The 23,992-nt window shown below is 37.0% G+C and carries 25 protein-coding genes, 1 pseudogene and 1 other annotated feature; of the genes and pseudogenes, 6 read left to right on the top strand and 20 right to left on the bottom strand.

Annotation, left to right across the window (positions count from 1 at the left end; all coding sequences use genetic code 11):
• Positions 1-4 precede the first annotated feature (4 nt).
• The 4 genes from AC2CGR_RS14875 to AC2CGR_RS14860 form a co-directional block, all read right to left on the bottom strand.
• The gene (locus tag AC2CGR_RS14875; RefSeq protein ID WP_071725979.1) at positions 5-991 is read right to left on the bottom strand and encodes a class I SAM-dependent methyltransferase; all 987 of its coding nucleotides are present in this window, start codon (positions 989-991) and stop codon (positions 5-7) included.
• Between the two features lie 199 nt (positions 992-1,190).
• The gene (gene tpx, locus AC2CGR_RS14870) at positions 1,191-1,691 is read right to left on the bottom strand and encodes a thiol peroxidase (RefSeq protein ID WP_000024528.1); all 501 of its coding nucleotides are present in this window, start codon (positions 1,689-1,691) and stop codon (positions 1,191-1,193) included.
• Between the two features lie 134 nt (positions 1,692-1,825).
• Complete coding sequence (gene ytfJ / locus AC2CGR_RS14865; protein ID WP_000350005.1) at positions 1,826-2,221, bottom strand: GerW family sporulation protein; 396 nt, start codon at positions 2,219-2,221, stop codon at positions 1,826-1,828.
• Between the two features lie 12 nt (positions 2,222-2,233).
• Positions 2,234-2,872, bottom strand: a complete 639-nt coding sequence (locus AC2CGR_RS14860) for a DUF2953 domain-containing protein (RefSeq protein WP_131100845.1) — start codon at positions 2,870-2,872, stop codon at positions 2,234-2,236.
• 205 nt (positions 2,873-3,077) lie between these two features.
• Here AC2CGR_RS14860 and AC2CGR_RS14855 point away from each other — a divergent pair, with 205 nt between their 5' ends.
• Positions 3,078-3,881 carry an NAD kinase gene (locus AC2CGR_RS14855; protein WP_000785172.1) on the top strand — a complete coding sequence of 268 codons (804 nt, stop codon included), beginning with the start codon at positions 3,078-3,080 and terminating at the stop codon, positions 3,879-3,881.
• A gap of 119 nt (positions 3,882-4,000) precedes the next feature.
• Here AC2CGR_RS14855 and AC2CGR_RS14850 read toward each other — a convergent pair whose 3' ends face one another.
• The 8 genes and pseudogenes from AC2CGR_RS14850 to AC2CGR_RS14815 form a co-directional block, all read right to left on the bottom strand.
• A complete protein-coding gene (locus AC2CGR_RS14850; RefSeq protein ID WP_270184752.1) occupies positions 4,001-5,569 on the bottom strand; it encodes an amidohydrolase in 1,569 nt (522 codons plus the stop codon).
• Between the two features lie 88 nt (positions 5,570-5,657).
• The gene (locus tag AC2CGR_RS14845; RefSeq protein ID WP_087968387.1) at positions 5,658-6,089 is read right to left on the bottom strand and encodes a VOC family protein; all 432 of its coding nucleotides are present in this window, start codon (positions 6,087-6,089) and stop codon (positions 5,658-5,660) included.
• A 106-nt stretch (positions 6,090-6,195) separates the two neighbouring features.
• Positions 6,196-7,782, bottom strand: a complete 1,587-nt coding sequence (mbcS, locus tag AC2CGR_RS14840; RefSeq protein ID WP_087968386.1) for an acyl-CoA synthetase MbcS — start codon at positions 7,780-7,782, stop codon at positions 6,196-6,198.
• Between the two features lie 254 nt (positions 7,783-8,036).
• Complete coding sequence (locus AC2CGR_RS14835) at positions 8,037-8,234, bottom strand: alpha/beta-type small acid-soluble spore protein (RefSeq protein WP_000124489.1); 198 nt, start codon at positions 8,232-8,234, stop codon at positions 8,037-8,039.
• Positions 8,235-8,314: 80 nt separating this feature from the next.
• The gene (thiI, locus tag AC2CGR_RS14830) at positions 8,315-9,529 is read right to left on the bottom strand and encodes a tRNA uracil 4-sulfurtransferase ThiI (protein WP_087968385.1); all 1,215 of its coding nucleotides are present in this window, start codon (positions 9,527-9,529) and stop codon (positions 8,315-8,317) included.
• A gap of 6 nt (positions 9,530-9,535) precedes the next feature.
• A complete protein-coding gene (locus AC2CGR_RS14825) occupies positions 9,536-10,678 on the bottom strand; it encodes a cysteine desulfurase family protein (RefSeq protein ID WP_484480962.1) in 1,143 nt (380 codons plus the stop codon).
• A 168-nt stretch (positions 10,679-10,846) separates the two neighbouring features.
• Complete coding sequence (gene ezrA / locus AC2CGR_RS14820) at positions 10,847-12,559, bottom strand: septation ring formation regulator EzrA (protein ID WP_001970967.1); 1,713 nt, start codon at positions 12,557-12,559, stop codon at positions 10,847-10,849.
• A 390-nt stretch (positions 12,560-12,949) separates the two neighbouring features.
• A pseudogene (locus AC2CGR_RS14815) lies at positions 12,950-13,759 on the bottom strand (LysR family transcriptional regulator); the annotation flags it as partial.
• 124 nt (positions 13,760-13,883) lie between these two features.
• Here AC2CGR_RS14815 and AC2CGR_RS14810 point away from each other — a divergent pair.
• Positions 13,884-14,828 (top strand): DMT family transporter, encoded by a 945-nt coding sequence (locus AC2CGR_RS14810; protein ID WP_484480961.1) that lies wholly within the window; start codon positions 13,884-13,886, stop codon positions 14,826-14,828.
• Between the two features lie 11 nt (positions 14,829-14,839).
• On the opposite strand, the gene refZ is transcribed toward AC2CGR_RS14810, so the two are convergent.
• Positions 14,840-15,478, bottom strand: a complete 639-nt coding sequence (gene refZ / locus AC2CGR_RS14805; RefSeq protein ID WP_087968382.1) for a forespore capture DNA-binding protein RefZ — start codon at positions 15,476-15,478, stop codon at positions 14,840-14,842.
• A 147-nt stretch (positions 15,479-15,625) separates the two neighbouring features.
• On the opposite strand from refZ, the gene AC2CGR_RS14800 reads away from it, so the two are divergent.
• Entirely contained in the window at positions 15,626-16,105 is a 480-nt protein-coding gene (locus AC2CGR_RS14800; protein ID WP_087968381.1) for a GAF domain-containing protein, read from the top strand.
• 60 nt (positions 16,106-16,165) lie between these two features.
• On the opposite strand, the gene megL is transcribed toward AC2CGR_RS14800, so the two are convergent.
• A complete protein-coding gene (megL, locus tag AC2CGR_RS14795) occupies positions 16,166-17,344 on the bottom strand; it encodes a methionine gamma-lyase (RefSeq protein WP_087968380.1) in 1,179 nt (392 codons plus the stop codon).
• Positions 17,345-17,742: 398 nt separating this feature from the next.
• On the opposite strand from megL, the gene rpsD reads away from it, so the two are divergent.
• Complete coding sequence (rpsD, locus tag AC2CGR_RS14790; protein ID WP_000135311.1) at positions 17,743-18,345, top strand: 30S ribosomal protein S4; 603 nt, start codon at positions 17,743-17,745, stop codon at positions 18,343-18,345.
• A gap of 212 nt (positions 18,346-18,557) precedes the next feature.
• Complete coding sequence (locus AC2CGR_RS14785; protein ID WP_087968378.1) at positions 18,558-19,706, top strand: type I restriction endonuclease; 1,149 nt, start codon at positions 18,558-18,560, stop codon at positions 19,704-19,706.
• 87 nt (positions 19,707-19,793) lie between these two features.
• Here the strand turns inward: AC2CGR_RS14785 and AC2CGR_RS14780 are convergent, their stop codons facing one another.
• Positions 19,794-19,922: a hypothetical protein gene (locus AC2CGR_RS14780; RefSeq protein WP_000050940.1), complete on the bottom strand. Its 129-nt coding sequence runs from the start codon at positions 19,920-19,922 to the stop codon at positions 19,794-19,796.
• Positions 19,923-20,027: 105 nt separating this feature from the next.
• On the opposite strand from AC2CGR_RS14780, the gene AC2CGR_RS14775 reads away from it, so the two are divergent.
• Positions 20,028-20,375, top strand: a complete 348-nt coding sequence (locus tag AC2CGR_RS14775; RefSeq protein WP_131100849.1) for a YjdJ family protein — start codon at positions 20,028-20,030, stop codon at positions 20,373-20,375.
• A gap of 77 nt (positions 20,376-20,452) precedes the next feature.
• Here AC2CGR_RS14775 and tyrS read toward each other — a convergent pair whose 3' ends face one another.
• From tyrS to AC2CGR_RS14750, 5 genes are all read right to left on the bottom strand, one after another.
• Positions 20,453-21,709 (bottom strand): tyrosine--tRNA ligase, encoded by a 1,257-nt coding sequence (tyrS, locus tag AC2CGR_RS14770; RefSeq protein ID WP_001994474.1) that lies wholly within the window; start codon positions 21,707-21,709, stop codon positions 20,453-20,455.
• 70 nt (positions 21,710-21,779) lie between these two features.
• Positions 21,780-22,008: a binding site (T-box leader), on the bottom strand.
• Positions 22,009-22,085: 77 nt separating this feature from the next.
• A complete protein-coding gene (locus AC2CGR_RS14765) occupies positions 22,086-22,331 on the bottom strand; it encodes a hypothetical protein (protein WP_087968376.1) in 246 nt (81 codons plus the stop codon).
• Positions 22,312-22,857 carry an RNA polymerase sigma factor gene (locus AC2CGR_RS14760; RefSeq protein ID WP_087968375.1) on the bottom strand — a complete coding sequence of 182 codons (546 nt, stop codon included), beginning with the start codon at positions 22,855-22,857 and terminating at the stop codon, positions 22,312-22,314. Before AC2CGR_RS14760 ends, AC2CGR_RS14765 begins: the two co-directional genes overlap by 20 nt.
• On the bottom strand, positions 22,838-23,293 hold the full coding sequence (locus tag AC2CGR_RS14755; protein ID WP_087968374.1) for a hypothetical protein: 456 nt from the start codon (positions 23,291-23,293) through the stop codon (positions 22,838-22,840). The genes AC2CGR_RS14760 and AC2CGR_RS14755 overlap by 20 nt, the downstream gene beginning before the upstream one ends.
• Positions 23,294-23,372: 79 nt before the next feature.
• Positions 23,373-23,945 carry a GNAT family N-acetyltransferase gene (locus AC2CGR_RS14750; RefSeq protein ID WP_087968373.1) on the bottom strand — a complete coding sequence of 191 codons (573 nt, stop codon included), beginning with the start codon at positions 23,943-23,945 and terminating at the stop codon, positions 23,373-23,375.
• Positions 23,946-23,992 lie beyond the last annotated feature (47 nt).

The following is a 23,992-nucleotide window of genomic DNA, read 5'->3' as shown; positions in this document are numbered from 1 at the left end:
ATCCTTATTTATGTGTTGCAAACCAAGTATTTAATTGATCCATAATATCCTCCATCGCCTTCATGTTAGAGAATTTAGGTAATTCCACTAATAACGCCTGTTTTGGCATCGTTACACTAGGGCCTTTCTTTTGGAGAACAAATATACTTTTTGCATTTTTCTCGTTTTTAAACATGGAAACAGGTAGCTGTAATAACCCCTGAATAAAGCATGTTTCTTTAATAAATGCATGTAATTTCGGTGCTTGATCACTTTCAAAAATGAAGTTCGGTACTAGGAAGAATAAGTAGCCACCTTCTTTCGTATGCTTCACACTTTGTTCAATAAATAGGTGGTGGGCATATGACATTCCTTCATCTGCTTTCAATTTATATTCACTTGCACCGATTTCATTTGGATAGTAGCCAATCGGTAAGTCTGAAATAACTGCATCAACTGGATCGATATAAAGCGGTGCTAGTCCATCTTGATGGAAGAATTCGATTGCATGCTTTTGTAAATTCGCATTTACTAAGGCAAGTTTAATTAGCACTTCGTCCACTTCTACACCAAATCCACTCATTGTTAGTCCTTCTTTGGCGCTATTAAATACAGTAGTCATTAAGTTACCTGTTCCAATTGCAGGGTCTAACACAGTAATTTCATTTTGCCCTTGCATAAATTTATGGAATAAGTAGCTCATGAACATACCAACTGCATCAGGTGTCATTTCGTGATTCGCTTGTACGCCTTCTTTCATTCCTTTTAAGATGGCTAACTGAAATGCTTTACGAATTTCTTCACCTTTATATGTTTCTTCATTAAACGTACTATATTCACGATTCAGCCTTTCAATTGCTGATTCTGATAATTCCTCTTGTAAAATCGCTCCTTCAAACAAGTTATCACCTGTTTCTACAAGCGCCTCTAAATATGTTACATCTAATTCTTTACGTAAAACTACCGCAGAAGAATCAAAAATAGAAAATAATGTTTCTACTGTCTGACTCACGTACATTCCTCCTTCTCTCTTTTACACATAACTTATATCATACCACAAAGTGTTTTTTTCCAAAAAGAAAAAGCGACCTCCTACAAAGAGCTCCCCTTTAAGTTATATATGATATAACGTTTTTTCTCATATATCGATGCCGTTACAGAGCAATATATGAGAAAAAACGACCTCTTTATAAGAGGCCATTTCTTTTGCATTATTTTGCAGCTTTAGCTGCTTCTAATGCTGCTTCATAGTTTGGATGGCTTGTACCTTCACTTACGTATTCTACGTAAACTACTTTGTCATTGCTATCTACTACGAATACTGCACGAGCAAGTAAACGAAGCTCTTTCATTACTAAGCCGTAAGCTTCACCAAATGAAAGGTCGCGGTGGTCAGAAAGTGTAACAACATTTTCTAAACCGTTTGCTGCACACCAGCGTTTTTGAGCGAATGGTAAGTCAGCGCTAATTGTTAATACTTTCGCGTTTTCAATACCTGCTGCATCTTGGTTAAAACGACGTGTTTGTGCATCACACACACCTGTGTCGATTGAAGGTACAACACTAATTAATTTCACTTCGCCTTTGTATGTTTCTAAACTTACTGGAGATAAGTCGTTTGCTAACACTTGGAAGTTTGGCGCTTGATCGCCAACTTTAACTTCTGTTCCAACTAAAGTCATTGGGTTACCTTTAAAAGTTACGTTTGCCACTTGAAAATCCTCCCTTATTTAAACAAAATATGTACAATGTAAATGATAGTTTGTCCCTATCGATAATGCAAATAAAATCGCTTTATTTACAAAAAAATTAAAGAAGCTAATCCATTGATCAGCTTCTTTATTCCTTAAATTTGAAATTCAGGATCATCTTCTTTTCTTTTATCCATCATTTCCTTCACTTTATCAACAGCTTGTGGCGCTAATTCAATTATTTTATCGATGACATGTGTTTGCTTATCTAAATGTAACACTTTTACGCCTTCTCCATTTATAACGAGAAAAGCAACAGGATTAATAGAAACTCCTCCACCGCTCCCCCCGCCAAATGGATGACGGCCTGAATGTTCTACTTTACCAAATTCACTTCCACCAGCAGCAAATCCGAAGCTAACTTTTGAAACGGTAAGAATTACACTTCCATCTGCCGCTTTAATTGGATCGCCCACAATTGTATTTACATCAGTCATTTGTTTTAAATGCTGCATTGCAGTTGTCATTAAACCTTGAATTGGATGGTCCATTCTATATCCCCCCTATGCTTGAACAGATTTGTCTGTCACACCAGATTTTTGCTTCCTCATAAACATGAGTAATTTTACTGCTGTTTTTACAGTACGGAATATACGAAAAGATGCTGTTAATTCACATCTTGACGCAAACCCTTTCCCTTGAAAAACAGGAGTAATTTCAAATTCTGGTACGTCGACAATATGCATATATTGTCCTACAACTCCAGCAGCCATTCCTTTTGTCCCCCATGCATATCCGGTGACAATTCCAGTACTAGCTGCGTCGCCTGCTCCAATTTGTGTATGCCATTTCCAACCATTGATTTTTACTCGTTTGAGAAAATCTTTAACAATAGTATGAACTTCTTGAAGCCTTTTTATCAGCTCCCCAATACTATCAAGTTGTGCCATAATTTTATTATCTAGTCCGCCGTCCTCTTCAGCTTTTTCGATTTTTTGTCCTGTTTTCTTCTGCTGTTTCTCAATTCTTTCCAGCACATCAAATGTATATCGAATCATCCATATTTTCACTTGAAGCAAACATTGCTTTTCCATTTCTGAATATAAAAATGTCACCTTAAGCTTTATTTTCGACAATAGTATAAACAAAATAAAAAGGAGAAGAATTATTATTCCAATTACGAGCCACTTCATACGTATCATCCTTTCACTCCGTACCCATTATCGACAACTTTATTCATCATTAAACAGAGTTTTATAAGATTGAATATAAAAATTTTTCTAAAAACAAAAAGGTATTTTGACAATTTATATCGAAATATATTATTTGAACATATCATCAGGGAACGGACTCTAATGATATGTAGCACGAAGCATAGAAAATTTAACTGCAGTGGAGGGATACATAATGGCAGATCGTCGCAATTTATTTTTCTTTTATGGTGATGACAAAGCAAAGCTCGTTGAAAAAATGAAACCAATCTATCGTATTTTAGAAGAGAATGGATTTACCATATTAGATCATCCAAAAAATGCAAACGCTATCGTCAGTGTTGGAGATGATGCAACTTTCTTACAAGCCGTTCGTAAAACTGGTTTTAGAGAAGATTGTTTATATGCAGGAATTTCTACGAAAGATGAAATTTCATTCTACTGCGATTTCCATATTGATCACGTTGATACAGCCCTTCAAGAAATTACAAAAAATGAAATTGAAGTGCGAAAATATCCAACAATTCAGGTAGATGTCGATGGCAACACATCTTTCCATTGTTTAAATGAGTTCTCGTTACGTTCTAGCATTATTAAAACATTCGTTGTAGATGTTCACGTTGATAATTTATATTTCGAAACATTTAGAGGTGACGGTTTAGTTGTTTCTACTCCAACAGGAAGTACAGCTTACAATAAATCGTTACGTGGTGCAGTTGTTGACCCGCTTATCCCTTGCTTCCAAGTAAGTGAATTAGCATCTTTAAACAACAACACATACCGTACACTTGGTTCACCGTTCATTTTAAATCACGAACGTACACTAACTTTAAAACTAAGACCAGACGGTAACGATTATCCTGTTATCGGTATGGATAATGAAGCGCTTAGCATTAAACAAGTAGAAAAAGCTGTTGTACGCTTAAGCGATAAACAAATTAAAACAGTTAAATTAAAAAACAACTCTTTCTGGGAAAAAGTACAGAGAACGTTTTTATAGTATTTAAAAACCGTCGCATTATGGAGATTCCAAAATGCGACGGTTTTCTATTTGTAGACAGTTCCGCTTATTATCCGGCCGCTATTCTTGTCAGTTTTTGTCGGTAAGTCGATATATTTTTACGCATCTTTTCTATAGACAACTTGGCCATCTATTACGGTCATTTCTGCTTGTACTTCTTTTATTTCTTCTGCCTCAATTTCAAAAATATTGCGGTCTAATATCGTAAAGTCTGCTTCATATCCTTTTGTAATTTGCCCTCGCTTCGCTTCTTTTCCAATTGCATAGGCACTTCCTGTTGTAAATAGATTAACAGCCTCATATGGCGTTAATCTTTCCTCAGGCATATAGCATACACCGTCAATAAAACTTCTACGTGTAACAGCACTATATATGCCTAGAAACGGATTTACTTGCTCAATCGGAGCATCTGATCCCCCGTTACAGTGTAATCCTGCCTCCAGCAACGTCTTCCAAGCATACGCATAACGAAGACGTTGCTCGCCTAGTTTTTCAATGACTGATGGAAAATCCGATGAAACAAAGACTGGTTGTATATCAATAATGGCTTGTAAGTTTTTCATTCTTTCAATCAACTCTTCACGAGCTAGCTGACAATGAATAATGCGGTCACGTAATCCTTCTGCTGGCGGATACAATTCAAGTGCATCAATGACATATTCAAGCGATAAGTCACCGATAGTATGAATCGCAACTGGCATATATAAATCTCGTGCTTTCTTCACTAATTCCGCAAGTTCTTTACGTGAGAAAATCGCAACCCCATTCGTTTCCTTCGCATCTTCATACGGCTCACTTAATAATGCTGTTCTTCCGCCAAAAGAACCGTCAGAAAAAATTTTCATTGCCCCAAATTCAATATAATGCTCATTTTCATATTCCTTTCGTTCATGTGCTACTTCATGGTGAACGAGTAAATGTGCTTTAAATGGCATTTCCTTTATGACATGAGAAAACGCATTATGCGTCTTTCTAAAACCACCGTAATAATTTAAATCTTCCGTATGTCCACCAACGAGGCCATATTGCCAACAATCTTTAATCGCTGTTTGCAAAGCGCTTTGTAAATAAGCTTCATCAATTTCAGGCTGCACATGTTTAATTAACTCTTGTCCTTGTTCATATAAAAGCCCTGTTAACATATTTGATGAATCACGGCCAATTTTCCCGCCTTTTGGATCTTCTGTCGCTTCTGTTATATTCACTTCTTGCAGTATGTATGAATTCACCCATGTAACGTGACGACAAACTCGCTTTAATAAAATGGGATGTTCTTTCGAAATTTCATCTAAATCACGCGCGTGAACATCTTTCGTATCTGTAAAGTTATTCTCATTCCATCCTTCTCCAATAATCCAAGAACCTTTGGGTGCTTCTTCTACGCGCTTCTGAACGAGAGTAAGCACTTCGCTATACGATGTGCAATTTGATAAATCTAGACGAAGTAATCTCTCCCCGTGACCAATAAGATGCATATGGCTATCAACGAGACCTGGAATCATTGTTTTGCCTTTTAAATCGTGCAATGTAACCGCAGCATATCGGCTTTCTAACTCTTCTTTACTTCCAACATCAACGATCATACCCTTTTCAACGTAAACAGCGTCCACTTTTTCATTTTCTTCTCTCATCGTGTAAATGGTGCCGCCGTACCAAATTTCTCCCATATGCTCATCCCCCTTTTCCCTTTAGTCTACGAAATTCGTTCGTATAAAAAAAGCACCATTTCGATTAAAAACGGTGCTTTTCCAAAAATTATTTTTGTTCAGTAGTAGACGTTGTAATTTGCCATTCAATGCTAAATTTATCTTTTACTTGTCCGTATGCTGGGCTCCAGAATGTTTCTTGAAGTGGCATGATAACTTCGCCACCTTCTTGTAACTTATCGAATACTTCTTTTGCTTTTTCTGCATTACTAATTTGAATTGCAATTGTTACTTGAGATCCGATTGCATGCCCTTGACCTGGGAATGTATCAGAAATCATAAGATCCGTATTACCAACTTTTAAAGTAGCGTGTAAAACGCGCTCTTTTGCTTCAGCTGGAACCGGGTATTCTGGATTTTCAGGCATATCACCAAAAGTTTGCATGACTTCTACTTTTGCATCTAACGCCTCTTTATAAAACTGTACAGCTTCTTGCCCACTACCATCTAAAACTAAGTACGGATTAATACCTAAAATCATACGGACACCTCATTTTTTAAATTTATAAAATCGAACTTATGTTCGTTTTTTTATGATATCATATGCTTAATACTTCATTCAACCATTTTTTTCACTATTTTCAAAATTATTTTGATGGAATCTCCATCTCTTGTTTTCTAAGTTCAATACGGCGGATTTTTCCAGAAATCGTTTTTGGTAGTTCATCTACAAATTCAATTTTGCGAGGGTATTTATATGGTGCAGTAAGTTCTTTGACGTGTTGTTGGAGTATTGGAATTAATGTTTCTTCGTTCTTTTCTATATTCTCTCTTAATACGATAAATGCCTTCACGACACTTCCGCGAATTTCATCAGGACTTGCGACAACCGCACATTCTCTTACGTAAGGATGTTTTACAAGTGCATCCTCTACTTCAAACGGCCCGATTGTATAACCAGAGCTAATAATGATATCATCACCGCGCCCTTCAAACCAGAAGTAGCCATCTTCATCTTTCTTCGCTTTATCACCAGTAATATAATAATTACCGCGGAATTGCATCGCTGTGCGCTCATCGTCTTTGTAATATTGTTTAAAGAGGGCTGGTGTTTCAATGTGAACTGCAATATCACCAACTTCTCCTATCCTTACCGGAATGCCTTCTTCATCTACAATATCAACGTGGTTGCCTGGCGTTGGTTTTCCCATTGATCCTGGTCTAATATCCATCCCTTTCATTACACCAACAAGCAATGTATTTTCCGTTTGCCCATAGCCGTCTCTCACTGTAATATGAAAGTGCTTTTGGAACGTTTCAATGACTTCTCTATTTAACGGTTCACCTGCGGATACAGCGCTATGTAACGCCTCTAAATTGTACTGGCTTAAATCTTCTACCTTTGCCATTAATCTATACTCAGTCGGTGTACAACAAAGCACATTCACCTTATTATCGTCTAATAAGTTCAGGTACGTTTTTGGTTCAAACTTACCGTGATACACAAATCCTGTTGCCCCTGATCCTAGCGTTGCTAAAAACGGGCTCCAAATCCACTTTTGCCAGCCTGGACTAGCCGTTGCCCACACAACATCATTCTCTTCAATTCCGAGCCAATTTGGAGCGCTCGTACGTAAATGAGCGTATGCCCACGCATGCGTATGAACAACACCTTTTGGATTTCCTGTCGTTCCTGAAGTGTAAGATAAAAAGACCATATCTTCTTTATCTGTCTTTGCCATTTCTAACATGTCACTTTCTGTTTCTAACGCTGTTTTTAAATTCATCCATCCATCTACTGACCGCTCGCTCAGAACGAATTTTTGAAGAGAATCCATCGCTTCTATATCATCAAACTGTCCAATGTATGGCTCATAACTTACGATTGCTTTTACTTCCCCGTGTCCAATACGGTATTCGATATCCTTTTTGCGCAACATTTCCGAACTCGGAATTACGACAAATCCTGCTTTAATCGCAGCGATATACGTCATGTATGCTTCAATTAAACGCGGCATCATAATGAGGAGCTTGTCCCCTTTTTGCAGACCACTCTTTATAAAAGCGTTTCCAATTTTATTTGCACCTTTCATTAACTCAGCGTATGTAACTTCTCGTCGATTCCCTTTATCATCTTGCCAAATTAAAGCAAGTTTCTCTTTATCACCTGTATATTTCTCTATTTCAGAAACTAAATTATAAGACGGTGGTGCCAACAATTCTTCTCTCTTCATAAACATCCTCCTTTTTCTTTATGCCTCCCTTATATAATAAAGAATTTTCTGTCAATTTTGAACCCTCATCTTTTGACAAATTTTTTAGTTCTGTCGAATTGATAAATGAAATTATATCGACGATTTATATATATTGCATACAACTTGCAATATACAAACGTTTCGACAAAGGATATCGCCTTACCGACAAATAGTGACACAACACAAAAAAGAAAGAGCGGGAGAACCCGCTCTTCCTAAGCCATCATATGGGATTATTTTTGGTAACCGCCTAATTGTTGCTCAGCTAGTGAAACTAGACGTTTAGTGATTTCGCCACCAACAGAACCGTTAGCGCGAGCTGTTGCATCAGCTCCAAGTTGAACACCAAACTCTTGAGCGATTTCGTATTTCATTTGGTCTAATGCTGATTCAGCACCAGGAACCGCTAATTTATTTGTGCTACGTGCCATGTTATATCACCTCCTTGTGAGTATAGAGTGTGATAAATAACATGACTTCATACACGTTTTAGATATGGTAATTTATGGTTTTAGAAAAGTTCTTCGAATTTTTCTTCTTCCGCCGCTACTTCTACCGTTTGTAATACCATCGTTTCTTTGTTCGCTACAGCTTCATCGATTAATGGTGTAAAATCATATTTCGCTTCAAAACGATTTGCTTTTTCACGCTTCGGCTTAGTCGCTGGGCTTGCTGGTGTGAATACTGTACAGCAATCTTCGTACGGACGAATTGAAATTTCATATGTGCCAATTTCTTCAGCGATTTTAATAATCTCTAATTTATCCATCGTAATAAGTGGACGAATAACTGGATAGTTTGTTACTTCATTGATTGTATGCATACTATCTAATGTTTGACTTGCTACTTGTCCAAGACTTTCACCAGTCGTGATTGCTAGTGCGTTACGCTCCTCTGCGATACGCTCTGTAATACGCATCATCATACGGCGCATAACTGTCATTGAATAGCTAGATGGGATTTCTTTATTAATCGTTTTTTGCACTTCTGTAAATGGAACAAGGTGAAGTGTTACACGTTTACAGTATTTCGTTAATTCTTGTGCTAAATCGATTACTTTTTGTTTCGCGCGCTCACTTGTGAAAGGCGGGCTATGGAAGTGAACTGCTTCCACAGATACGCCGCGTTTCATCGTTAAGTACGCTGCTACTGGGCTATCAATACCGCCAGAAAGAAGTACCATTACTTTTCCGCCAACGCCAACTGGTAAACCGCCAGCTCCCATACGCTCATCGCACATAATGTAGCTATAACCACTGCGAATTTCTACACGTACATTTACATCTGGATTATGAACATCTACAGTAATATCTTCTGTATTTTCTAGAATGTGTCCACCAATCTCAGGTAATAATTCCATCGTTCTCATTGGGAAATGCTTATAAGAACGGTGTACAGTAATTTTAAATGTTTTCACATCGCCTTTTACTTGTAAGAAAGCTGCTAATGCACCTTTTTTAATGTCTTCTAATTCTGATGGTACTTTCATCGCTAAGTTAAACTTATGAATACCAAATACATCTTTCAATCTTTCAGATACCGCTTCATGATCTTCGCCATTTAATTGGATGTACATACGGTCATGTGTTGCATCAATTTTAATATTTGGGAATTTTTTCAGTTTGAACTTCACGTTATCTTTTAATGTGCTTACAAATTTAGAACGGTTCTTACCTTTAGTCGTCATCTCTCCATAACGAACTAAAATATATTCATATGTCATCATATTCCTTTACCTCATCACTTCATATAATTTTGGCATCGTCTCTTTCACAATACCTTCAAATTGCTTAACTTCTTCCATCGTGTTTTCTGGTGCCAAACTAATGCGAATAGCACTTGCAGCAGCGGCATGCGGTACTCCCATTGATACTAACACTCTGCTCACTTCATTTGCTTTTGAAGAACAAGCAGATTTCGTTGATACATATACGCCGTGCTCTTCTAAAGCATGAACGACCACTTCTGGTTTTAAACCTACAAATGATACATTTAAAATATGCGGTGCTGCATATGCAAGCGACGTATTGATCGTTACATCTTCCATTTCTTTAAAGAAACGGACAAGCTCTGCTTGTAAACTTTGCAAATGAGCTACCTTTTCTTTCACTTGTTCCATTGTCATGCGAAGTGCTTTCACCATCGCTACAATGCCAGGTAAGTTCTCTGTACCAGAGCGATACTTCAGCTCTTGTTGGCCACCTGATAAAATTGGATCTAACCTTACGCCATCACGTACATAAAGAAGACCCGTTCCTTTTACACTGTGGAATTTATGTCCAGATATTGAGCAAAGATCAATATGAGAAGCGTATAAATTAAGCGGTACTTTTCCTATCCCTTGTACATGGTCCACATGGAATCTTATTTTCGGATAATTCGATAATAACATTCCAATTTCAGCAACGGGCTGAATCGCTCCAGTCTCGTTGTTCACGTGAATAATTGACACAAGAATCGTATCTTCACGAAGTGCTCGTTTTACATCCTCTACCGATACAACACCATGCTCATTAACCGGTAAATATGTTACATCAAAACCGAGATCTTCTAATTGTTTATATGCTTCAAACACAGACGCGTGTTCAATATTTGTTGTAATGATATGTTTACCGCGCGAACGATTCCTCATCGCTATTCCTTTAATCGCAAGGTTATTCCCTTCCGTTCCACCTGATGTGAAAATAATTTCAGAAGGTTTAACGTGAAGAAGCTGCGCTGCAATTGTTCTTGATTGTGTTAATAGACGCTCTGCCTCTCCTCCAAGCGAATGAATAGAAGAAGGATTCCCAAAATATTTCCCCGCAACCGTTACGTACGATTGAAGAGCTTCTGGATATGGCTTTGTCGTCGCACTATTATCAAAATAGATCATCGTTCTTCCCCTTTCAGCGCTGTCACATCATATAATCATATCACAAATACGTGTCATTACGCTAAGACTACTCAAAGGTTCCGTTATATTTTAAAACGAATAACCTTACTGTATTCCGCTATTCATTATAGCAACATCGCCTGCAAAATTACACAAAAAAACAAACCCTTATGAAAGGGTTTGTTCATTGTCTACATATTCAGCTATTTTTTGAACAACGCCAGGCTCAAGTTGCTCTAGTACAGAAGCCGCTTGTTCTAAAGCTGCATCGTATTGATATTCACGGAATAATTTCTCCGCATAATTTAAGCTCTCTGCAAGGTTCTCATCATGACTGCGGTAACGATTACCGTATTGAATTAATTTTTCTACTAAATACGCTTGTCCAATTAACTCTTCTGTCATTTCAGCTACACCATTAACAGTTGTGTAAGCTTCTTCTAAACTACTATTTACAGCATTCATATTTAACGGCTTCACTTCTAATTGCTCATATACAGCTTGCATTGCCATTTGTCCTCTTTTTAAATCTTCCATAATACTCTCTGGAAGACCTGGCAAATTCGACTTTTGCATAAAGCGTTTCGTTTCGAAAATAGTATTTCGCATTTCTTGTAACTTCTCACGTGCTTCAAATTCTTCTTTGCGCATCGTTTGCAGCATTTCTTTATATTCTGCATGAAGTACTTTTAATGTTTCACATTGCTCATAAACCTCTTCTAGTTCCTCACGAATAATAGAGAAGGCAATATCTTGTTCCGCAACGCGTAATTGTAGCATTTCAAAACGTTTCATTAAAATATGCATTTGTTTCTCAATTACTTTTTGAGACTCAATGTCCTTATCTTGTAACTGATAACTTTGTTTCACAAGTTGCGTTTCTGCTTTTGTTTCAATCGTTTCAGTTCGAATTTCTTCTAAGTCTTCATAAACAGAAAGTGTTTTTTGCTCCACATAATGTCTCGCATGCACTTCTTGTTCCAGTTGATCGTAGAAGCCATCTAAACGCGTTTTTAAGTTTTCTACTTTTTCAGCCGCTTCCGTTATGTGAAGCTCTTGTATATCCATTAAACATGTTTGTAGTTGTTTCGTCATATCGCGAACTTCTTTAGGGACTTCCAAATAATCTAATACATAACCTTGTCTTACCATATCATTATGTCCGTGTAATAAATCTTCCAGCTGAACTGGTAACGTCGCTTGACACTCTACCAATAAATCTGGAATTTGGTGAATAATGATTTCTAAATCTGCTAAACCTTCTTCCAAACTAATAACAATTTCTCTCGCTTTTAAATAGTCGCCATTGTTTGTTGCTTCTTCAAAGGTTTTAAATTTCTCAGATTCAGCGTCTAGCATCTCTTCAATTTTCTGCTCTGCTGCTCCATACATATGTCTATGAGCAAGAACACTCTTCTTCATACTACGATATGTATCACGTAACCCTTCGATTTCCGAGCTATTTTTTTCATGGCTTTCTAACAATTGCTGTAATTCATTTAAAATGTCTGTAATACGATTATCAGCGTCATCTAAACCACTTATGGATTCATTCATCGCATGCTTTGCTTTTCGGAAGGAGAATTGCGAGGCGAATTTTCGCGCTTGCGCTAAATCTTTGTCAGCTTTCGGAATGGTTGTTGATACAATTTCATCCCATTCTTCACGCCATTTACCAAACAGTTCTTCTGTTTGACCCGTCATATTTAAATCTTTCACCCGTTTTAGTTCATCTGCCACAGGTTTATCTTTTATCTCTTGTTTCCACTGCTCAAGTGCTTCAATATCTTTATATGAACGATTTCTTATCACAAGCTCTATCATGAGCAGCACTAGAATAGAGCTTACTACAATGATAACGATCGTCAGGATAGAATCCATGCAAAAAAGCCTCCTAGTTATATCTCTTTTTTTGTCCGTTCCGTTTATGAAATGGAAGGCATTATGTATAAAAAGGGAATTCCCCTATATTTAACAACTAACAATGTACTAATCATACCATGTAATGGCTTGTTTTTGACCTAGTTTTTTTTAAAATTTCATGTTTCTTTCAATGCAATTGTAATCTTTCTCAATATTCCGTTTGGATTACCTCTCATCATCAAATGAATGCAATAAAGTGAAACTTTAATCAGTGGGGTTGTTTCCCGCCCACTGATTATTAGTTGAACCAATCGGGCTTTTACGGGCAGTTGATTCCCCACCTAACTTCTTTGCTTTCGCTGAATTTTGAGGTGGGGTCTTACTGCCCGGCAAATAGCGGGATACAAGGCCTTCTTCCATATGAGATGCAAAATAAATTTTGCGCACAAGTGGCGGTTCAATAGAAATCGCATGCACATTTCCTTGCCTTACCGCTTGCTCTACTGCTATTTCTGGAAGTAACGTGATGCCAAGTCCAGCACTGACCATCGCAAGCATCGGTTCTGCATAAGAAGTTTCAAATGCAATAATCGGTTTCGCACCTATCCCTTGAAACATATTCGTAATCATTTTCCTTACATCGCAGATTTCTGGGTATACGATTAACTTTTCATTTTGCAAATCTTCCATTCGGATTACTGTTTTCTCTTTATAAAGATGATCATTTGAAACGACACACACGATTTTTTCTTCTCGTATTTCTTTTATACACGTAGCGCCTTCTACTACTGAATCGATGAACATCGCTTCAATCTTCCGTTCTTTGAAGAGTCCCATCAGTACTTTTGTATGCTCAATTTTCCATTCTACTTCGAACCCATCACCTAATATATCTTTACATTTTGATATGTAATGTGCTGCTAAACTTGGCAATATGCCTATAGAAATGTTCCGCTTCTCTTGAAATTTCTTCATCTCGGCTTTCACTTCATGTATGTGCTCCAAAATCGGTAACATTCTTGTTATAAATAACTCTCCAGCACTTGTTAATTCCACTCCTTGCGCGGAACGCTTCAGTAAAGTAACTTCTAAATCGGCCTCTAACCTTTGAATTTGTTTACTAAGCGCCGGCTGAGAAATATGTAAAATCTTACTCGCCTTTGATAAACTTCGCGTATTCTTTACTTCAATAAACGATCGTACTGCCTCCAAATCCATCGTACACACCTCTAACCAAAAGTTATAACTGTCATAAAGAATCGATATTTCCTTCTATAAACAATTACTCTTTATACTTATTTCATCAACTTACTATAACGAAATGTAAAGGGGAAAGATACTCTTGAACAAAAAACAAATGCTACTCGGATCCCTCCTATGCTTACTTGCCGTAACGGCTTGGGGATTTATGTTTCCTGTCATGGCAAACGCCTTACAGTTTATCGATCCGTTCTTCTTCACAACGATTCGCTATGGATCAGCAGCTATTATTTTTCTTATTCTGTTATTACTTACCGAAGGGACAAGGGCACTCCGCTTAGAAAAGAAAACACTTTCGTTACTCTTTTACGGAACGTTCGGTTTCGCAGGATATGGTTTTCTCGTTTTCTACGGACAACAACTTGCCGGACCGTCTGGAGCCATCCATGCCGCGATGATTCAGTCTCTTATGCCACTCATCGCTTTATTATTGCAGTGGATAACAAAAAACAAACGTCCACAAAACTACACTTTCCTTTGTATGTTCGTTGCACTTATCGGTGTTATGCTTGTCATTTCAAAAGGAAATATTCACTTATTATTTGGAGCTGCCAGTAACCTCTCAACAAATATACTTATGCTGTGCGGCGTTACTTGCTGGGTCATTTATACAAACGGTGGTGCTCGTTTTCAATTTTGGTCACCACTTAGGTATACGACGTTAACTTGTTTATTTGGCTCAATATCACTCATCGTTATTGTCACTTTCTTCACTTATACAAACGTCATTACTGTACCATCACTACGTACAATTATGAACGTTCGTTTTGAACTCTTATATATGTCGATTATTGCAGGCGTTATCGCAGTATTTTGCTGGAACGCAGGAAATCGCTATATTTCATCTATTAACGGCATATTATTTATGAATTTAGTTCCTGTGCTTGCACTTATCGGTTCCATCTTTCGAGGTTATACAGTCGACAAAATTGAAGTTGCCGGAGCCTCATTAACAATTATCGCGCTATTATGCAACAATGTATGGCAAAGAAAAGAAAGCACAAAAATCCCCACCTCAGTTCGTTAGGTGGGGATTTTTCACATATGAACAGCCCTTGGCCATTCATAGTACATATTCGTTATACACAATGTTTGTTCCATCCATTGTTCAATTTCTTTCGTGTACATTTCTAAGAAAAAGGTCTCAGATGGAAAAGAATGCAATACTTCTGATATATATTGCGGATATAAAAACGGCATATTCATCATGCCTTTTAATTGCGTCATAAACATTGTAAAAGATACCTTTTTAAATTCTTGTTTCATTTGTCCCTGTCTAATCATTTGCTCTATATAATATCTTTCTTTAGAAAAATAAACAGTCATCACTTCGCGAATTAATGTCGTATCAAGCGAAAGCTCTCGATAAAAGAAACGTGTCAGTTCCCTATTATCAAATTGATATCGTAAAATCCCACGCACCATTTGCACCATCACATCTTTAGCCGACAAATATTCTCTCTGTTCAAAGGACGTTTCAATCACATGAATATACCCTTCTAAAAAATCAGTAATAAGCTGCTCTAATAGGCCTTGCTTTCCAGCAAAATAATATGAAATATTCGCTACATTCACATCCGCTCGCTTTGCAATGTCTCGCACCGACGTTCCATCATAACCTCTCGTGTTAAACAACGATATTGCCGCATCAATTACTTTTTGTTTCGTCTGTTTCATGCGCTCACTTCCTCTCACTGAACAGCTATAGTGTAAATTTCTTGACTTTTAAGACAAATTCCTTTAATTTTCTATCGACAAAGTCATGTGAAATACATCGTATTTTGCTAATATTTTACACATCTCGATAAAAAAGGAGCTGTTTCCATGTTTACTAAAGAAAGTTATGCAGGATCTCGCGTGCAGCAATATGAGACAGTAATAAAACAACTGGATGCATTATTAACTGGCGAATCAAACGTAGTCGCAAACTTATCAAATGCGTCCGCATTATTAAACCAATTTTTGGATCGCGTTAATTGGGTTGGCTTTTATGTAACAGAAGGAAATCAGCTTGTTCTTGGACCATTCCAAGGAATGCCTGCTTGCGTGCGCATTCCATTTGGACGAGGCGTTTGCGGCGTTGCAGCCGAAACGAAAACTACGCAGCTTGTAGCAGACGTTCACCAATTTCCAGGACACATCGCTTGCGACAGTGCTTCAAATTCAGAAATCGTCGTACCGATTATAAAAGATGGGGATGTCATTGGTGTACTTGATATTGATAGTCCTGAAAAAAACCGTTTCGACGAAGTAGATCAGCGCTATTTAGAAAAATTTGTGGAAACACTCCTAAAACATATGTAACAAAAAAGAGCTAGTTATCGATTAAGTACATTACGTACAAAACCGATAGCTAGCTCTTTTTTATTGATTACTAACCGTAGATATTTTCTTTAATGCCTGCTCTAAATCAGAAACGATATCCTCCCACGATTCTAAACCGACAGATAAACGTATTAGATTATCATAAATGCCCATTTCTTGTCTTAACTCAGCTGGAATCGCAGCGTGCGTCATCGTTGCCGGGTGCTGAATTAACGTTTCTGTATCTCCTAAACTTACCGCAATTGTAATAAAGTGAAGGTCATTAATAAACGCCTGCGTCTCTTCTTTCCCACCTTTAATTGAAAAAGATATAACACCGCCCCCACGTTTCATTTGGCGAGATGCTAACTCCCCTTCTGGATACCAAACACCTTCTACCGCATCATGATTTTTTAAAAACGATACAATTTTTTCTGCATTATCACAATGGCGGTCCATTCTTACCGCTAGTGTCTTTAATCCGCGTAACAATAACCATGCATCAAACGGCGCCATAATGCCGCCGATATCTTTTCGCATCGGGCGAATTTTTTCAGCTAACGCTTTCGATTTACAAATCGTTACACCTGCTACAACATCACCGTGACCACCGATATATTTTGTCGCACTATGAACAACAGCGTCACAGCCAAGTTCAAGCGGTCTTTGTAAATAAGGTGAACAAAACGTATTGTCAACAATGACAAGTAATCCATTTCGCTTCGCAACTCGAATCACTTGTTTTAAATCAATTAATTTCATTGTCGGATTAATCGGTGTTTCAACGAAAACAAGCTTCGTATTTGGACGGATTTTATTTTCAATATCAGTCTCTGTCTCCATATCACAAAACGAATGCGTAATCATAAATTTCTCTTCTAACACTTCTAAAAAGCCGTACGTGCACCCATATAATCCGTTTGAACAAATAATATGATCTCCAGCTTTTAGAAAGCCAATTAAAGTTGCTGAAATAGCTGCCATACCGGATCCGAAAGCAAGTGCCTCTTCTCCTCCTTCTAACACTGCCATACGTTCTTCAAATAATTTCACAGTCGGATTTCCAAGCCGTGAGTAAATATAAGATGGATCCACTCCCGCAAAACTCGCCTCTCCTTGCTGCGCAGTCTCAAATGTAAATGTAGACGTTTGAAATAAAGGCGGTGTTAAACTTCCTTTATGTTCCTCTGATGTATACCCGTGATGAATTAACGCTGTCTCCATATGCTTCTTTTTCATAAAAACATCCCCTTTTATGTTTTTATTGCCGCATATTCACCAACAAAAATTTGATGAACGTTTTTACCATATTTTATGTAAGCGTTTTATTTGTGTTTCTATCTCTTCTTTTATATCGTTTTAAATTCCTTCTTGTTCATTTCCAAAATTTATATGCATAAAACAAAAACGTACTCGCTTGACGAAACTCTGGGTAAAAGATATAATAGCGTTTGTGTAAAATAAAAAGGCAGCCTTGTAATGTGAGTTTATCGTTTGTATTTTGTTCCTCTACGGAGGTGTATCTCGTAACTCCCTGCTGCTGGAGCGAAGGTACATGAAAACAAAATGCCCGTAAATATCGATTACGTCTGTTTTTATTTTACGTAAATAAAAACATTTTAAAGGAGGAGTCAACTATGGCTCGTTATACAGGTCCAGCTTGGAAACTGTCTCGTCGTCTTGGAATCTCTCTAAGCGGCACAGGAAAAGAATTAGAAAAACGCCCTTACGCACCAGGTCCTCACGGTCCTAACCAACGTAAGAAACTTTCAGAATACGGTTTACAATTACAAGAGAAACAAAAACTTCGTCACATGTACGGCATGACTGAGCGTCAATTCCGTCGCACATTTGACCAAGCAGGTAAAATGCCTGGTAAGCACGGCGAAAACTTCATGATCCTTCTTGAAGCTCGTCTTGACAACTTAGTTTACCGTATGGGCTTAGCTCGCACTCGTCGTGCAGCTCGCCAATTAGTAAACCACGGTCACATCATGGTTGATGGCGCTCGCGTAGATATCCCATCTTACCGTGTAAAACCTGGTCAAACTATCAGCGTTCGCGAAAAATCTAACAACCTTGTTGTTGTTAAAGAAGCGATCGAAGTTAACAACTTCGTACCAGAATACTTAACTTTCGATGCTGACAAATTAGAAGCTACTTACACTCGTCACGCTGAGCGTGCTGAGTTACCAGCTGAAATCAACGAAGCATTAATCGTAGAGTTCTACTCTCGTTAATGACAAAAAGCCAATCCTGTGGATTGGCTTTTTTCAATTTCCCCATTATTTTTATATCCTACATAACATAAAAATCCCAATACCCTATACTCCCATCTAAAACAAAAAGAATAACCTCCCTGTTTCCATAAAGAACTCTGTTATATTATGAATTTTCATGGAATAACAATAATATTAAAGATTTTTAAACTTTATAACGAGGGGACATTGATATGGAATTCAGAAATGACATAAACAAAATAGCTAACCAAATTTTAGAACGAACAGAGTACATAACTAATGAAGAAATGACCAAGCAATCATTAATTATTCCCTTTCTTCAAAAACTAGGTTATGACGTTTTTAATCCTTTAGAAGTTAGACCTGAGTATGTTGCAGACTTCGGAACTAAGAAGGGAGAAAAAGTCGATTATGCGGTTTTTAAAAATGGGGTTCCAATTATTTTAATCGAGGCAAAATCTGTAACAGAAAATCTCCTTAAACACGATGCGCAACTATCTAGATATTTCAACGCCTTACCTGATGTCAAAGTAGGGGTACTAACTAATGGTGTAGAATATAAGTTTTATACTGATTTAACAAATGACAATGTGATGGATGAAAAACCTTTCTTCACATTCAGCATGGATAATGTAACTAATTTAGATATTGAAACGATTGAAACTTTTACAAAAGAAAATTTTGAAGCTGAAGAAATCGTAAAATATGCTGAAGAGCTTATTTATATGACCAATTTAAACTCTACAATTAAAGAACTATTTAAAAATCCTTCAGATGACTTCCTTCGTTTTCTAATTAGAGACTTTAGCTCAACTAGAATTACAAATAACGTTTTAGAGCGATTCCGACCAATCGTTAAAAAAGCAATTAATCGAACACTATTAGAAATAATCAGTGATGGTTTAACACCAAAAGAAACAAAAACATCGGAGAAAATAGAAACAAGCCTAGTTGCAGCCGCTTCTACCGAAATTATTGAAGACATTAACAAAGAAGACAAAACAGATAGAGTTTTCACTACAGAAAATGAACTAACCGCATTTAACATTGTTAAAGAGATTTTAACTGAGCATCAAAGAGATATCAGTAACCTCAAATATAAAGATACCATTAGTTATTTTTGTATCATGAATCGTGTAATCACAAAATGGTTTATACGTCTCTTCCTTGATGGAGATGCAAAATCCTTAGTTGTAAGACTCGATTTAGAAGCTACTAAACAGCTATGCCCTAATTTTGTGGTTGAACAAGCCCCAAAATCACAGGGAGTGAGTAGAATTTTTATTGATAACGTCAACGACTTGAAAAACATGGAAAAACTTATTACTTCTTGCTATGATCAAATTTTATTTAATGTTTAAAAGAGAAAAATGTACGCTATTTTTCCAATAACCTGACAAAAAGCCAATCCTGTGGATTGGCTTTTTTCGTTTATATATAAAATAAAATTATTTATTTTCCTCTTTCTGAACATATACATAAGCATCTTTCTGCTCTTTATGTATATCAACCTTCGAATTCTCTGCAAGTTGACCCGCGTTTAGCAAAGAAAAAATAATGAGTGCTTCTAGTGACATTTCGTTTTACCACTCCTTTCTAGTTGTTATACATTTATCATACCGCTTACATGTGATTTCCGTATGAACTCGAAAAGGAGATTACAACAAAATGGTTACAAGCATATGAATGCACGCTATAATAACCATAAAATAGGAGGTGGATTCTTTTTGACAATAAACCAAATGGTTCAACTCGGAAGTTCATTTATGTTATTTATTACTTCAGCACTGATGAGTTGGTATCAGGGGAGTAATTTAATAGATAATCATGATGAATGGAAATATAGTGCTAAGTTTACGAATTACTTCAAAGGCACTGTTTCAAATTACGAAGATATTTATCAAATCGATTTCTTTATATATGCAGCAAAATTTTATCCAACAGCATTTATCGTTATGCTAGTGAGTTTACTTTATATGCTCATATTAATTCTTTATATTGTATTTAAAAGAAAAGATTCGGCGATTTAAATCCATACATAAAAACCCCGAATCATCAACTTTTCAGCCTACAATTCGGGGTACTATTTGTTTACATTCGTTTCTAATTAGTAACGAATTAAGAAATATTTCTTTTTACCGCGGCGAATGATTGTGAATTTACCTTCGATGCGGTCGTTTTCTGTTACAACATAGTCTAATGCTTGTGTACGCTCACCGTTTACGTAGATTGCGCCGTTCGTTACATCTTCACGTGCTTGACGTTTTGATGGAGAGATTTTGCTTTCTACAAGTAAGTCGATTAATACTGTATCTTCTGCAGTACGTTCTACAGATGGTACGTCTTTGAATCCTTGCTCGATTTCGCTTGCAGTCAGTTCTGCTACAGAACCGCTAAATAATGCAGCTGAAATTTTAATCGCTTGCTCTAATGCTTCTTCACCGTGAACAAGTTTTGTCATTTCTGCACCTAATGCTTTTTGTGCTGCACGTTTTTCTGGTGCTTCAGCTACTTGCTTCTCAAGCTCAAGAATTTCTTCATGAGATAAGAATGTAAAGTATTTTAAGTATTTAACAACATCACGGTCATCTGTGTTAATCCAGAATTGGTAGAACTCGTAAGGAGTTGTTTTCTCTGGGTCTAACCAAATTGCGCCGCCTTCTGTTTTACCAAACTTCGTACCGTCAGATTTCGTAACAAGTGGAATTGTTAAACCGAATGCTTTCGCATCTTCTTCTGATTTACGGATTAATTCAAGACCAGCTGTAATGTTACCCCATTGATCACTACCACCGATTTGTAGGCGGCAATTATGGTGTTGGTATAAGTTTAAGAAGTCGTATGATTGTAAAATCATATAACTAAACTCAGTAAATGAAATACCAGTCTCTAAACGAGATGCTACTGTATCTTTTGCTAACATATAGTTTAAACCGAAGTTTTTACCGATATCGCGTAAGAATGAAATGACATCTAAGTTACCAAGCCAATCATAGTTGTTAGCCATTGTTGCTGGGTTGTCCACGTTTTCGAACTCTAAGAAGTTTGAAAGTTGGTTTTTAATGCTTTCTGTGTAGTAAGCAACTGTATCTTTCGTATTTAATGTACGCTCTGCTTTTTTACCACTTGGGTCACCGATCATACCAGTACCACCGCCAACAAGTGCGATTGGTTGGTGACCAGCTAATTGAAAACGACGTAACATTAATACTGGTAGCATATGACCGATGTGTAAGCTATCCGCTGTTGGGTCGAAACCACAGTATAATTTAACGCTTTCTTTTTCTAATAATTGCTCAAGGCCCTCAGCGTCTGTTTGCTGATTAATTAGACCGCGAAATTCAAGATCTTGTAAAATACCCATATCCTACATACTCTCCTTTAAGTTCATTACTGGCGTGAAGGTTAAAAACATAAAAAAATCGCCCCTTCAAATAAGGGACGATTTTGATTATCGCGTTACCACCCTAGTTGCAGACCAAAAAAGCCTACCACCTTATTTACATAACGGCTTAGCACCGTCTCTTCCCTTTTGAATACAATTCAATCGAAAAAAGATGCTCTAGGGGCGTAATTCGCGATCATCTATGTGCTGATTTTCACCGGCCATCAGCTCTCTAAAACAGGGAAATGATCACTACTTCTCCCTTTCCACGCTCAATTATTCATATACTTTTCTTTATACCATCATTTATATAGGCGTGTCAAATAAGGGTCGGATTTCTCTTCTTACCAACCCTTTACAACGCCATAAAGAGTATCGTAATAAGAGAAAGAATTGGAACCCCAACTAATAACGATACATGAAACACAACTGATAAATCATTCCCCATCGTCGCCTCCACAGGATCTTTCGCTGGAGAACCAAGAAATCCGATTAATCGATCGAATCGACTTACCGTTTTTGGAAAGTCCGGTACTTCTACATGGTCACTATCTAAATGCTGCTGTAATTTATATTCATTTTTAAAGGGATTTTCGCTCAATTTCGTCCACCTCCAGCAATTGTTTCAATTTCTTTATCCCGTTATGAAGTCTCGATTTCACCGTTCCGACTGGAATATCTAATACCTCTGCAATTTCTTTTTGCTGCATATCATGATAATAAGACAGGATTAGGACCGCTCTTTGCTCTTCTGGAACTTTCAAAATTGCTTCTCTTACTGTGAGCCGATCTTCGTGAGAAAATTCTTTTTCCGGAATCGGCACTAAAAATGGCAAAAGCGTACGCCACTTTTTTCTCCTATTTAATTTATTAATCATAAGACGATAACCGATTTGAAATAAATACGTTTTTATTCTACCTTTTTCAGGTTCATACATATGTTTCTTACGCTCTAGCGTCAAAAACGTATCTTGGACAAGGTCGATACTTAATTGTTCATCTCGGTTAAATCGAAATAAAAATGTGTATAGCGCTGGTTTGATTAAAACGTATAGTTTTTCCCCAGCCTGCCTATCTCCACTTTGATACGCCAGCATGAGTTCCTCCTCAATCCCAATCTGCGCCATGATTTTTGATCTCCTTTATTCCTTTTAACGTCAATGAAATACGGGAAATTAAATATACACTTGCGACAATAATCCATACTTGTGATTGATTCGTAAAAAATTGAACATACGGGTTTTGAATTGTCTCGCCGGTTGAAACTAAAATATTTAATGCTTGCACACATATACATGCATACACTGCCAGGCAAGCCGAAATCGTATCAAATACATTCCAGCGAAAATATACTTTTGTTTTCGTAAAATCAATTTTATATCCATTTTTTCTTACTATATGTTTTCTATCAAATGGAATAATAATTGAAAACATAACAATCATCATAACGCCAGCTGTAATCATTGATACTTTAAATCCGATTGGCATCGGTAATAGCAAACCACAAGAAAATACGACTATAATTCCAATTAAGGCAAAAGTAAGAAGTAATTTATTAGACATAAAAAAGCCTCCCTCATCTATTCTTTCATAAATGTATACAGACGAGGAAGGCACTTCGTTCAAATATTATTTTATTTTTTTAACTATAATCTTTTAGGCAAGGCAAGGCAAGCCAATCCTTTTTAAATAGTACATAATGGTTTTCTAGAAAGGTTTTATCGTATTTAGGGAATAAGCACTCCACTTGTTTCTCCAATTTAAATCCTATTTGCTCCATAGATCTGCATGAATTGATATTATTATCCCATGCCTGTGCATGAACCTCATCTACGTCTAAAGTTAAAAATATGTAATTATATATTAAGTTTCTCGATTCTCGATTGACCCCTGTACGCCAATACTTACGCGCAATCCGCTGAGCTTCCGAAGTTACAATTAACTTTTTATTTTCATTCATTATTGGCATAGAAATCCAATAGGTCCCTATCATTTCCTTTGATTTCTTCATTACGATTGCCCAAGCCATAATATCTTTTAAATTTTTATAGGTATGTAACAAGTCCTTAATTTCATTACCATCTTTTGGAGTCACATTCCCTGTCCAATGGTGCATACCTGGATCTTTCATTACCTCATACCACTGTTTGTAATCTTTTTCCGGTTCCACAGAACGTAAGCATACTATGTTTCCTTCTAAAACAGGTATCTTCATCTACATTCCCCCTTTATTATTTACAAAAAAAGGCCTGAACGTTGTTT

Source organism: Bacillus sp. LSHTCR4 (genome assembly GCF_057197025.1).
The sequence above is the reverse complement of the archived record's forward strand: the minus strand, read 5'-3'. Positions and strand labels throughout refer to the sequence as shown.